The organism is Hymenobacter yonginensis (genome assembly GCF_027625995.1).
Lineage (GTDB): Bacteria > Bacteroidota > Bacteroidia > Cytophagales > Hymenobacteraceae > Hymenobacter > Hymenobacter yonginensis.
In genome coordinates this window covers 4,541,559-4,553,839 of the sequence record NZ_CP115396.1, presented here as the reverse complement: position 1 = coordinate 4,553,839, position 12,281 = coordinate 4,541,559, and the positions used below count along the sequence as shown (strand labels likewise).

The 12,281-nt window shown below is 57.1% G+C and carries 12 protein-coding genes; 6 read left to right on the top strand and 6 right to left on the bottom strand.

Features of this window, described 5'->3' with window-relative positions:
• Positions 1-35 precede the first annotated feature (35 nt).
• The 6 genes from O9Z63_RS19535 to O9Z63_RS19510 all read left to right on the top strand — a co-directional run bounded on the left by O9Z63_RS19535 (position 36) and on the right by O9Z63_RS19510 (position 5,456).
• Positions 36-494: an ExbD/TolR family protein gene (locus tag O9Z63_RS19535; RefSeq protein ID WP_316963306.1), complete on the top strand. Its 459-nt coding sequence runs from the start codon at positions 36-38 to the stop codon at positions 492-494.
• The gene (locus tag O9Z63_RS19530) at positions 491-1,318 is read left to right on the top strand and encodes an energy transducer TonB (protein WP_270127088.1); all 828 of its coding nucleotides are present in this window, start codon (positions 491-493) and stop codon (positions 1,316-1,318) included. The genes O9Z63_RS19535 and O9Z63_RS19530 overlap by 4 nt, the downstream gene beginning before the upstream one ends.
• A 226-nt stretch (positions 1,319-1,544) precedes the next feature.
• Positions 1,545-2,381 (top strand): energy transducer TonB, encoded by an 837-nt coding sequence (locus O9Z63_RS19525; RefSeq protein WP_270127087.1) that lies wholly within the window; start codon positions 1,545-1,547, stop codon positions 2,379-2,381.
• 206 nt (positions 2,382-2,587) lie between these two features.
• Positions 2,588-2,845 carry a hypothetical protein gene (locus O9Z63_RS19520; protein WP_270127086.1) on the top strand — a complete coding sequence of 86 codons (258 nt, stop codon included), beginning with the start codon at positions 2,588-2,590 and terminating at the stop codon, positions 2,843-2,845.
• Positions 2,826-3,794, top strand: a complete 969-nt coding sequence (locus O9Z63_RS19515) for a PstS family phosphate ABC transporter substrate-binding protein (protein ID WP_270127084.1) — start codon at positions 2,826-2,828, stop codon at positions 3,792-3,794. Before O9Z63_RS19520 ends, O9Z63_RS19515 begins: the two co-directional genes overlap by 20 nt.
• Before the next feature lie 177 nt (positions 3,795-3,971).
• Positions 3,972-5,456, top strand: coding sequence for a tetratricopeptide repeat protein (locus O9Z63_RS19510; protein ID WP_270127083.1), 1,485 nt, complete (start codon positions 3,972-3,974; stop codon positions 5,454-5,456).
• Positions 5,457-5,533: 77 nt separating this feature from the next.
• On the opposite strand, the gene O9Z63_RS19505 is transcribed toward O9Z63_RS19510, so the two are convergent.
• The 6 genes from O9Z63_RS19505 to porG form a co-directional block, all read right to left on the bottom strand.
• Positions 5,534-6,625 (bottom strand): RluA family pseudouridine synthase, encoded by a 1,092-nt coding sequence (locus O9Z63_RS19505; protein WP_270127082.1) that lies wholly within the window; start codon positions 6,623-6,625, stop codon positions 5,534-5,536.
• A gap of 95 nt (positions 6,626-6,720) precedes the next feature.
• Complete coding sequence (locus O9Z63_RS19500; protein WP_044018380.1) at positions 6,721-7,365, bottom strand: OmpH family outer membrane protein; 645 nt, start codon at positions 7,363-7,365, stop codon at positions 6,721-6,723.
• Between the two features lie 46 nt (positions 7,366-7,411).
• A complete protein-coding gene (locus tag O9Z63_RS19495; protein WP_044014523.1) occupies positions 7,412-8,086 on the bottom strand; it encodes an OmpH family outer membrane protein in 675 nt (224 codons plus the stop codon).
• A 38-nt stretch (positions 8,087-8,124) separates the two neighbouring features.
• A complete protein-coding gene (gene bamA, locus O9Z63_RS19490) occupies positions 8,125-10,650 on the bottom strand; it encodes an outer membrane protein assembly factor BamA (protein ID WP_270127080.1) in 2,526 nt (841 codons plus the stop codon).
• Positions 10,651-10,665: 15 nt separating this feature from the next.
• Entirely contained in the window at positions 10,666-11,412 is a 747-nt protein-coding gene (locus tag O9Z63_RS19485; protein WP_044014527.1) for an isoprenyl transferase, read from the bottom strand.
• A 72-nt stretch (positions 11,413-11,484) separates the two neighbouring features.
• On the bottom strand, positions 11,485-12,249 hold the full coding sequence (porG, locus tag O9Z63_RS19480) for a type IX secretion system protein PorG (RefSeq protein WP_270127079.1): 765 nt from the start codon (positions 12,247-12,249) through the stop codon (positions 11,485-11,487).
• Positions 12,250-12,281: the final 32 nt, after the last annotated feature.

Sequence of the window (12,281 nt, the reverse complement as noted above, 5' to 3'; positions counted from 1 at the left end):
ACTCCGGTAAAGGAGGAAAGAAGCGGGCTAAAAAAATGTCGACCAAAATCGACATGACACCGATGGTGGACTTGGCCTTCCTGCTTCTGACCTTCTTTATGCTGACCACGACGTTCAATAAGCCGAACGTGATGCAGCTGACGATGCCGGTTAAGGAGAAAAATCCTGAAGAACAATCCCAGATCAAGGCATCCAATGCTTTCACGATTCTGATGGGTGAGGCCAATAAGGTGTACTTCTACGACGGCCTGCTGGCCGACGACGTGAAGCCCGAGCTGAAACTCACCAACTACTCGGCCGACGGCATCCGTAAGGAGCTGCTGGCCCGTCGTCGGAATCCGGATCTGGTGGTACTCATCAAGCCGGACGATAAGTCCAACTACCAGAACATGGTAGACATCTTGGATGAGATGAACATAACCGACCAGAAGAAATATGCGTTGGTAGACATTTCGCAGGCTGACTTAGACCTCATTAAAACCTCCGGGCTATGATGGATAACGCTCAAATAGCGCGGGCAAGCCTCAACGACATCGTATTCGAAGGCCGTAACAAGGCCTACGGAGCGTATGTGCTGCGGCGCTTGTACAGCAAGCACGTCACGCGCGCCCTTCTCATCGCAGTTGCCTTCTTTGCCCTGCTCGTAAGCTTCCCGCTGATTGCGCGGATCTTCAGCGATAACACGGTAGTGGAAGAAGACAAGATGCTGAAGGAAAACGTCCTGATGGATGCCCCTCCATTGGACCAGACCAAACCACCGCCACCGCCACCGCCACCGGAGGCGCCACCACCGCCACCGCCGAAGCTTTCTACAATCAAATTCACGCCTCCGGTCGTGAAGAAAGATGAGGAAGTACAGAAGCAGGAGGAGATTCCAGATCAGAAGGAACTGGAAGACAAGGTAGTCTCGACCGTCACGGTAAAAGGCAACACCGACAACCCAATCGACCTGAACGGGCTGGAAGGTGAAGGCAACAAAGTGGTGGAAGAGGTAGTGGAGCAGAAAGTTTACCAGTACGTGGAGCAAATGCCCGTATTCCCTGGTGGACAGGAAGCTTTGCTGCAATACATTGGCAAGAACATTAAGTATCCAGCGCTGGCTCTGCGCAACCAGGTAGAAGGCAAAGTATTTATTGCTTTCGTAGTTGGTCCGGATGGCCAGGTGTCGGATGTGAAGGTTCAGAAGGGTATTGGCGCCGGCTGCGACGAAGAAGCTAGCCGCGTAATCAAAACCCTGCCGAAGTTTGCACCAGGTAAGCAGAACGGCCGTGCCGTGAGCGTATCCTACACCGTACCGGTGACCTTCGCTATCAAGTAAGCATACCGCGTTTGACTTCGGTCAGGCTCACGTAAGAGTCCCGCATCTGGCTAAGGCCGGGTACGGGACTTTTTTTTGCAAAAAATATATACGGCTTGCATACTATATGGAATCAGGCATGCGTTATACCCCTGAAAGCCAGGCGGAATAAGTGGATGTGGGAAGTGGGAAGCCGGGTTTGGGAGTGCGCTGCGTGTATCCGTTTCACCTTTAGCCCTTATGCCCCATGACCAACAGCACCCTCGATCTGCGAACCGCCACTCTCGATGACATGGTCTTCGAAGGGCGCAACAAGGCGTACGGCGCCTTCCTGCTCCGGCGCCTCTACAACCAACACCTGGCCCGGGCTTCCGCCACGGCCATTGTGCTGAGCTTGCTCTTCATCAGCTCGCCGCTGGCATTCCGCTACCTGTTTCCGCCGATGGTGGTAGCTCCGGATGTCTTTGTATTGCCGGACCCAGGCGTAGTACTGATTGATCCGCCTGTAATTGAACATCGCGAGGTGGAACCCGTCAAGCAAGTGGCCGTCACGGTCAGGCCTCCGCAGGCTACCACGCCTACCAAGGTGGTGAAGGACGAGCTGGCAAAGCCGGAAATCGCCAAGCCCGAGATTAAGGAAGTCGGCCCGGTGGTGGATGAGGTGGGCCCAACGGGTCCGGTGGCCATTGCCGGCTCCGAAACCGGCAGCCTCATTGGCAGCCCTACCGGCACCAAGGACTCCGGCTCGACCAAGACGACGGGCCCGCCCAAGCCGTTTATCACGGCGGAGGTGATGCCGCAGTTTGTGGGCGGCCAGGAAGCCCTGATGCGCTACATGCAGAAAAACCTGCGCTACCCGCCCCAGGCCCTGCGCAACAACGTGGATGGCCGGGTCTTCATCTCCTTCACGGTGCTGGCCAGCGGCGACATTGCCGACGTGCAGGTGCTGAAAGGCCTGGGCTACGGCACCGACGAGGAGGCCACCCGCGTGGTGAAGAACATGCCGGCCTGGGTGCCGGGCCAGCAGAACAACCGCTCGGTAGCGGTGCGCTACACGCTGCCGATTACCTTCCGCTATGAATAGTAGCAGGCAATATTCGCGGGCGCTAATTATCAGTCAGTTACGCTGAATTGATTTTTAGAAAGTCAAAAATCAGCCGGTTTACGTTAAACCGGCTGATTTTTGACTTTTTTTGTGGCAATAACCCGGTGCTCTTTTCGTTTAGGCGAACCAGTGCCGGAAAAAAAAATGTTATAGATGCGTCCGGCATTTTCACCGGGCTGGCAAGCATGATCAACCGACCCACCACCGAAGAACGACTCAACCAGACGGCGCCCAAGCTGCTGCTACGGTACTTCCTGCTGCTGATGACTATCATCTACATCGGGCTGGGCATTTGCCTCTGGGTGGCACCTATTGCGCTCAATCTGACGCCCACTGTTCGGCGGATTCTGGGGGGTGTATTCGTGCTGTATGGAATCATTAGATTTGTCCGCATCTACCGGGAACATTTTCAGACTTCCAAGCATGACCGTACCATTCGTTAATCTGCAGCGCCTGGGCCTGCCGCTGGCCGCAAGCGCCCTGCTGCTGGCCGGCTGCAACCAGAATCCCAATGCCAACACGGGCCCGAACGATGATACGGCCACCAGCGGCCGCATCCAGATCAGCGTGGACGAAACCTTCGCTCCTATCGTGAAGTCACAGGTTGATACGTTTCAGAAGCTCTACACCTACGCCCACATCGACGCGGCGTATAAGGCCGAGGACTACGTAGCCAACGATCTGCTCACGGGCAAGGTGCGGGCGGTAGTGCTTTCGCGGCCCCTAACTACCGAGGAGCAGGCGGATCTGGAGAAGCAAAAGCTGTTTCCACGCACCACCAAGATTGCCACCGATGGCTTGGCCATCATTCTGCATCCGTCTAACCCTGATTCTCTGCTGACGATGGCCCAGCTTAAGGCTATCTTCACGGGGCAGACCAGCAGCTGGAAGCAGATCAGCGGCAAGAGCAAGCTCGACCAGATCAATGTGGTGTTTGATGCCAACCGCTCCAGCACCACCCGCTACGTGCAGGACTCCATCACGCGGGGTGCGGCCCTCACCAAGCAGGTATTCGCCGCAAAATCGAACCCGGCGCTGCTCGATTACGTTGCTACTCATCCAAACGCTATTGGCATTGTAGGTGCCAACTGGATCAGTGACCGGGACGACGCGGCGGTGCAGCGGTTTTTGAAGCAGGTACGGGTAGCAGGCATCAGCCGCTCAGCCAGCCCCAAATCTGAAGAAGACTATCTGCAGCCGTACCAGGCATATCTGGCCCTGAAAACCTACCCGCTCCGGCGTGAAGTCTACATCATCAGCCGCGAAGGGCGGGCCGGACTTGGCACCGGTTTTGCATCCTTTGTAGCAGGTACCAAAGGGCAGCTGATCGTGCTCAAGTCAGGCATGATGCCTGCCACCGGGCAGACCCGCATTGTCACGATCAAGAAGTAGTCTGCCTCTTTCTTCCACAGCAACACACCTTTTTTCACCAACCCTATGCTCATGAACTTCAAGCCCTGGAATCTTTCGTTCCTCGTTGCCTTGTCAGTTTCCGGCTCTGCCGCTTTTGCTCAGACTCCTCAGAAATCTATCGAACTGGAGCGTTATAGTGAAGCCCGGGCCGCCTTGTTGCGTCAGGGCCAATCGGCCGAATCTTCGTTCGAGCTGGGCCGCCTGTATCAGATGCGCGACATGCCTGACTCGGCTGCTTACTATTTCAACCGCATCAGCCTCGACCCCAAGAACCCCATGACCATGGTGGCTGCTGGCCGTGCCGCATTGGCACAGGGCAAAGCCGCTGAAGCCCAGGTGCAATTTGACAATGCGGTGAAAGCCAGCAAAGGCAAAGATGCCAAGGTGTACACGATGATTGCGCAGGCTTACGGCGAGTCGGATCTGAAGGACGCGTCGAAAGGCTTGGCCTACGTTGACGCCGCCCACAAGCTCAACAAAAACAAGGACGACGCGGCTCTGATGATTGCCCGTGGCGACATCTACGCCAAGTCGGAAAGCGGTGGCGGCGAAGCCATGAACAGCTACGAGCGCGCCTTGCTGGCCGACCCGAAAAGCGCCCAGGCCAGCTACCGCAAAGGTGAGCTGAACGTACGTTCGCGCAACTATAACGATGCCCGGACGGCTTTCGAGCAGGCCATCAGCATCGACGCTAACTACGCTCCTGCCTATAATGCCCTGGCTGAAACCTATTTCTACGCCGGTAAGTACGACGATGCTCTTTCGACCTTCCAGAAGTATCAGGGAGTAGCTGAGAAGTCGCCGGGCACCGACGCGAAGTATGCTTCGTTCCTGTTCCTGACCAAGAAGTACCCCGAGGCGCTGGTGGAAGTGGACAAGGTATTGGCCCGTGACCCGCAGAACGTGACCATGAACCGTCTGAAGGCCTACTCGCTGTTTGAAACCGGCAAGAACGCCGAGGCACTGACGGCTATGGAAACATACATGAAGGTGCAGCCTGCCGACAAGCTCATCACCGAAGACTACGTGTACTACGGTAAGATGCTTTCGAAAGCTGGTCGCTCCGATGAAGGCACGGCTGCCATCCAGAAAGCCATTGCCGCCGACCCCAAGAAGGCTGCTGAACTGCAAAATGAGCTGGCTGCCAGCTACATGCTCGCCAAAAACTACCCTGCTGCCATCAAGGCTTACCAGGCCAAGATGAAAGCTGACGGTACGCCAGAGCTTACCGACCAGATCCGTCTGGCCGTGGCTTACGGTGGCAACAAGCAGTACGACAAGGCCGACAGCCTCTACAACGCGGTTCTGGTGGCTCGCCCAACGTACGTGCCTGGCTACCTGATGCGCGCCAAAGCCAACTACTACATGGACCCCGAGTCCAAGCAGGGTTTGGCCAAGCCGCACTACGAGAAGTACATTGAGATGGCCAAGACCGACCCGACCAAATACAAGGACGGTCTGGTAGAAGCCAACAGCTACCTCGGCTACTACTACTACCAGAAAGGCGACAAAGCGGCTGCTGCTCCTTACTACAAGGAAGTGCTGGCGCTGGACCCTGCCAACGAGAATGCCAATTCGGTAATCAAGTCGATGCAGGCCCCCGCCAAGGCTCCGGCCAAGGCTGCTCCTAAGAAGAAGTAATACTTCGCTCCGCATAGAAAAGGCCCGCTACGTAGGTATCGGGCCTTTTTTTGTTGCTTGATATGGGCTGACAAGCGCTATTTCTCGAAGCCGGCCCAATGCTCCAGCAACGCCGTGAAATCAGCAGGCAGCTCGGCCTCGAACTGCATCTGCTCGCCCGTAACCGGGTGCACGAATCCCAGGGATTTGGCGTGCAATGCCTGGCGCGGCATCAGCTCAAACGCCTTTTCCACAAAGGCCTTGTAGGCCCCCGTGCGCTGCCCGTACAGCACTTTGGTGCCGCCATACGTAGCATCCGAGAACAGCGGGTGGCCGATGTGCTTCATGTGCACCCGAATCTGGTGAGTGCGGCCGGTTTCGAGGTTGCACTGCACCAGGGCCACGTGGCCGAAGGTCTGGAGCACCTTGTAGTGCGTTACGGCGTGCTTGCCGTGCTCGTCGCCGAGCGGGAATACGGTCTGCACCTTGCGGTCTTTCAGGCTGCGCCCGATGTTGGTGCTGATGGTGCCCTCCGTTTCCTTCGGAATACCCCATACCAAGGCTAGGTAAGTGCGCTCGATGGTGTGGTGGAAGAACTGCTGCGAGAGGTGCGTCATAGCCCATTCCGTCTTGCCGATGACCAGCAGGCCCGACGTGTCCTTGTCGATGCGGTGAATCAGGCCGGGACGGATGTCGCCGTTGCGGCCGGTGGGCAGGTTGTTGAGGTGATACGATAGCCCATTTACCAGCGTACCGCACCAGTGCCCGAACGCCGGGTGCACTACCATGCCCGCCGGCTTGTTCACCATCAGCAACGACTCGTCTTCGTAGCGAATGTCCAAGTCCATTTCCTCGGGCTGCACGCCTACTTCGCGCGGGGGCTCGGGCAGCGTGATGGTAATCACGTCGCCGGGCTTCACGCGGTAGTTGGACTTCACGGCCCGCTCGTTCACCTGCACCGCCTCGGCCTTGATGGCGTTCTGGATTTTGGTGCGGGAAGCATTCTGCAGGCGGTTGAGCAGAAACTTGTCCAGCCGGATCAGCTCCTGCCGCTTATCGGCATGAATGCGGTGGTGCTCGTACAATTCGTCTTCGCCCTCTTCAGCTACGTTGTCCTCCACTTCTTCGGGAGCGGACAGCAGCGGCAAGGGGGTTACGAAATCGTCGTCGGTTGCGTCGGGGGTATTCATAAGGTACGGGAAGGGCCTGTAGCCCCTCTATAAACAACGAAGCCGGAGCACAGCGGCTCCGGCTTCGTTGCTAGACAGATAAGGCGGTAACGACCTTATTTCTTCGTTTTGGTTTTGGTCTTGGATGCAGCCGGCGTGGCCGGAGCGGCAGCTGGGGCAGCAGCTTTAGGAGCAGCCGGGGCAGCGCCGGGCGTTACGCCCATTTTCTTCAGCACCAGATCCGAAATATCGCCTTCCTTCGGGCCGTGCAACAGCACTGGGCTGGCACCGTCCGAGTTCAGCACGTAGGTATAGCCGTTTTCTTCGGCCACCACGTCAATGGTCTTCTGAAGCTTGTCGAGGGCGGGCTTCAGCAGGGTTTGCTGCTTCTGCTGCAGGCTCTGGTCGGCGCTGCGCTGGAACTCCTGGATGGACTGCTGCAGGTTGGTCAGCTCCTTCTCTTTGTCGGCGCGCACGGCTTCGGCCATAGCCGCGCCACCTTTCTGGTAGGCTTCGGCTTTGGTCTGGTACTCCTGGTATTTGCTTTTCAGCTGGTTTTCGAGCTGGGTGCTGAAGGCTTTCAGGTCCGACTCGATCTGGCGGCTCTCGGGCATCTGGCTCAGCACGTACTCCACGCTGGTATAACCGATTTTCAGCGGGCCGCTGGTGGCTGCCGTGGTGGCAGGCGCCTGCGCCAGGGCAGCGCTGGCCGAAGTGAAAGTAAGGGCGGCCGCAGCCAACGCAACGCGGAATAGGTTCATGGTGGTCATCAAAAGAGAAACGTCTGAGGTTGTTTGAAGTACAAAGTTAGTTTTTTCGGCCGGCCGGACGCGCCGGGCGGGTAGCGGGCTTGGCGGCCGGCTTCTCGGTGTCGGCTTCGGCCTCGTCGCCAGCGGGCGTCTGCGGCGTGGCTACCGTTTTCACGGCGCCCCGCTGCGGCGTCTGGTTGCGGTCTTCACTAGCCAAACCCAATTCCTCCAGTACAAATTCCGTGTAGTCGTGCACCGGGTTGGTGTAGAGCATGGTCAGGTCGCCGGATTTGTCAAATACAATGGCCAGCTGCTTTTTCTTGGCCACTTTCTCGATGGCCTCAAACACCTGGTCCTGCACCGGCTTGGTCAGCTCCTGCCGCTTCTTGAACAGCTGGCCTTCGTAGCCGAAGATGCGGTTCTGGTAGGTTTTGATGTCCTGCTCCTTCTTCAAAATCTCGTCCTGCCGCTTTTTCTTCATCGGTTCGGTCAGCAGCACTTCCTCGGCCTGGTAGGTGCGGTAAAGCTTGTCGAGGTCTTTCTTCTGGGCCTCGATTTCCTTCTGCCAGTTGCCCGACAGTGTGTTGATTTCGGTTTGGGCCTGCGCGTACGCTGGCATCTTGCCCATAATAAACTCAGAATCGACGTAGCCGAATTTCTGAGCGGAAACCGTGGTGCCGGTGGCACACAGCAGCACCAGCGTAGCAGCCAGCGCGGAGAGCAGCTTTTTCATACCTAACGAATCGAATGACTGGCCAGCTCCCGCCCGTATTAGCGGATCTGCTGGCCGATGATGAAGTGGAATTGGTTGCGGTCCTGCGCCGTCTGCGTCCCGCTCGTACGCGGAATCAGGTCGAACGCCCGGCCGTAGTCGAAGCCCAGCAAACCAAATGCCGACATGAAGATTCGGGCGCCAAAACCAGCCGAACGATACAATTTATATGGATTGTAGTCGGTGTAGCTGTTGAAAGAGTTGCCGGCTTCCGCGAAACTCAGGATGTATACCGTAGCCGCGGGGTTCAGCGACACCGGATAACGCATCTCCATCACAAACTTATTGTACACCACGCCGCCGTTATCGTTCTGGCGGGCCGTTGGAATGGCGTTGGGGTCCTGTGGGTCGGCGTAGCCACGCAGGCCGATGTATTCGGTACCCACCAAGAAGTTGCTGCTGCCACCGGCTGCCAAGCCAGAGCCGCCCAGCTTGAAGCGCTCAAACGGCCCGATGGCCCGGGAGCTGTTGTAGGTGCCGATGAAGCCGAAGTGGGCGCGGGTGTTGAGCACCAGCTTGCCCACAATCGGCGTAAACCATGAGGCATCCAGCATCCATTTGTGGAATTCCACCCACTCGTTCACGTTCGGGTGCGAGCCTTTGAACACCGAGTATGGTGGGGTCAGGTTCACACTCAGCGCCAGCGACGAGCCTCGACGCGTGTAGGTCGGGTTGTCGATGCTGTTGCGCGACAAAGTGGTGTTCAGCGTGATGTTGTTGGCCGTGCCGTTACCATCAGCGAAAGCCTGAATAAACGGATAGTTTCTCAGCTTGTACTGGCTCACTGACAGCGAATTGCTGAGCGTGAAGTAGTCATCAGGCCAGCGCAGGCGGCGGCCCAGGCTCAGCGAGGCGCTGTTCACCTTAATCGACTGCTCATTGTTAGCGTCAAAAGCCTGACCTACCCGCTGAATGCTCTTGTTGAGGCTAAACGACAGCGAGTTGGGCTTGCGGCCACCCAGCCACGGCTCCGTGAACGAGAACGAATAGGCCTGGTACTGCGTGCCGTTGGCCTGCACGTTCAGAGCCAACCGCTGGCCGTCGCCGGCCGGCACAGGCGTCCAGTTGCGGAAATCGTTGGCTTTGCGCAGCGAGAAGTTGTTGAACACCAAGCCCACGGTCCCGATAAAGCCCGCGTAGCCACCCCAGCCGCCCGACAGCGTAATCTGGTCCGACGGCTTTTCCACCACCGTGTAGTTGATGTCTACGGTGCCATCAGCCGGGTTTGGCACCGGGTTGATGCCTACTTTTTCGGGGTCGAAGTAGCCCAGCGTGGCTATTTCGCGCTGCGAGCGAATCAGCAGCTCCCGGTTGAACTTGTCGCCAGGCAGCGTGCGCAGTTCGCGGCGCAGCACATGGTCCGACGTCTTGGTGTTGCCGGCAATGTTCACGTCCTTGATGCGGGCCTGCACACCCTCCGTGATGCGCATCTCGATATCAATCGAGTCGCCTTCCACTTTGGTTTCCACCGGGTCAATGGAGAAGAACAGGTAGCCATCGTTCATGTAGAGCGACGTAATATCCTGGCCCGTAGGGTTGTAGTTGAGGCGCTTATCCAGCGTCTCCTTGCTGTACACACTACCCTCCTTAATACCCAGCACCGAAGCCAGCGTTTTGTCGTCGTAGAGGTAGTTGCCAGCCCAGCTGATGTTGCGGAAGTAGTACTTCGGGCCTTCGTCCAGCTTGATGCGCAGCGCCAACCCGTCCTCCGTCCGGATCAGGGTATCCGACACCACAATGGCGTCGCGGTAGCCTTCGGCGTTGTAGAACTCAATCAGCTTCTTCTTGTCCTCATCGAACTCCAAGCGCTGAAACTTACCGGAGTTGAGAATTTTAGGAAACTTCTTCTCTTTGGTTTTCTTGAGCTTGCCTTTCAGCTTGCTGTCTTTGAACGCCTCATTGCCTTCAAAAGCAATGTCGCGCACCTTGATCTTGCCGCCTTTGTCTACGTTGATCTTCAGCACCACACTGTTCGACAGGCTCGAGTCCGGCTGCTGCGTGATGTTAACTTTGGCGTCGAGGAAGCCTTTGTTGGTATAAAACTTCCGGACCTGGGTGCGCGTGTTACTCAGCAGAGCATCCGTCACTACCTTACCCCGGATCAGCTTGATCTTTTTCCCCAGGTCGTCGGCCTGGCTCTTGCTGATGCCGACGAACTCGAACTTCGACAGCCGCGGGCGTTCCTTCAGATTGAAGTCCAGGAAGATGCGGTTGCCTTCAGTGCGCGCAATCGACACACTAACGTCGCCCAGAATGCCCTGGTCCCAAAGCTTGCGGATGGCTTTGCCAATTTCTTCGCCCGGCACCGAAATAGGGTCGCCTACGCGCAAACCAGTAAGGCCAATCAGCGTATTAGCATCCAGGTAGCGGGCCCCGCTAATGGTAATGCCGCCTAACTCATACCGTTTCGGCTCTTCTCCGGCAGCCGCAGGCGCAACCTGCGCCATACCGGCTATCGGAAACCCGACGCCCAGAGTCAGTACTACGGCCGCAACCCGGCCCACTGTGTGCAAAGAAAAATTCATTCTGTCGTCGAAACCTTACGAAACGGTGAGCTGCTCACTTGTCTTCCCAAAACGCCGTTCCCGACGCTGATACGCCCGGACTGCCTCTTCAAAGTGCGTCCGGCGAAAATCCGGCCACAGCAGATCAGTAATATATAACTCGGTATAAGCCAGCTGCCACAGCAGGAAATTACTGATCCGCTGCTCCCCGCTGGTTCTGATCAGCAATTCGGGGTCTGGAATACCGGCAGTAGCCAGGTATTGAGTAATGGTGTTTTCCTGTACGTCTTCCGCCCGGAGTTTCCCGGCTGCTACGTCGGTGGCCATGCGCTTAGCGGCCTGAGTCAGGTCCCACCGGCCACTGTAGCTCAGGGCCAGCACCAGCGTCATGCGGGTGCCCGCCTTGGTGATTTCAATGGCTTCGGCCAGTTCCCGCTGGCAGGAGGCTGGCAGGTTTTCAATCTGCCCGATAGCCTGCAGACGGATGCTGTTCTTCAGCAGCGTGGGGGTTTCCTGCCGGATGGTGTGCACCAGCAGCTGCATCAGCGCCGTCACCTCATAGGCTGGCCGAGACCAGTTTTCCGTGGAAAAGGCGTAGAGCGTCAGAAAGCGCACGCCCATTTCGGCGGCGCCTTCCACTGTGTCGCGCACGGCCGTAATGGCACTCTGGTGCCCGAAGATGCGGAGGCCGCCCTTCTGCTTGGCCCATCGGCCGTTACCGTCCATGATTACGGCAACGTGGGCGGGAATATTCTGGGGGTCAATTTCGGACCGGACGGCCATTGCTGCTTTTTGCGTAAAGAGGCTGCAAGGTACGTAAATGGTTGCATTCGTCTCTTTTCCGCCCGCAATCTGCTAGCGCAGCAGCTTCGGATTGTCTTTGTAGTGCGGTGGGCAGTTGATCTTATAGAAGGTATAGGAAATGCTCAGCCCATTGTAGAAGTACCAATCCTGGTCATTCGGATTGCCTACCCGGTCATTCTGCCCGCCCGTCTTGCCATCTATATGGTCGATCTGGTCGGTGAAGGCTTTGCGCGCTCCTGCTTCCAAACCCAAGTTCCAATGGGTGGAAACGGCGTATTTCAACCCGAAGCCAGCCGGCACAGCCAGTCCTAGCATAGCGCCTTTCTTATCAAGTGCAGGCAAGCCGGCGTTACCTGTGGCGGTGGTAGTGTTGGCCACAAATCCGGCCAGCCCAATGAAAACATAAGGCGTGAAATGCACCTTAGCCTTGCGATAATGATAATTGAAGAAGTTGTATTCCACTATCGCGGAAGCCTCGTAAAGGCTGCCTTTCATGTTAGCCTGGCGATAGGCAGCAAGCGGAGGCACGGCCCCGTTGAAGCCCTGCACGTTGCCGTCATCAGCACGTAGCAGACCCGCCATCAGCCCACCACGCAACGTGATAGGCGCCGAAATATCCTTGCGATAAAAAGCCGTCAGGGCCGGTCGATTATTCTTGAACTGGTAGCCAGGAGAAAGTTCTCCGCGGTAGCTCAGGCCCCCGAGGCCTACTCCTACTTCACTGGTGTATTGAGCTGTGGCCTTTTGGGCAAAAAAAACACTCCCTACCTGCACGGAGCAGACAAGGAGTGCTTTGATGAGATTCGCTTTGGTCATTACGACTGGCTATGGATGAAACTAGCCAGCGG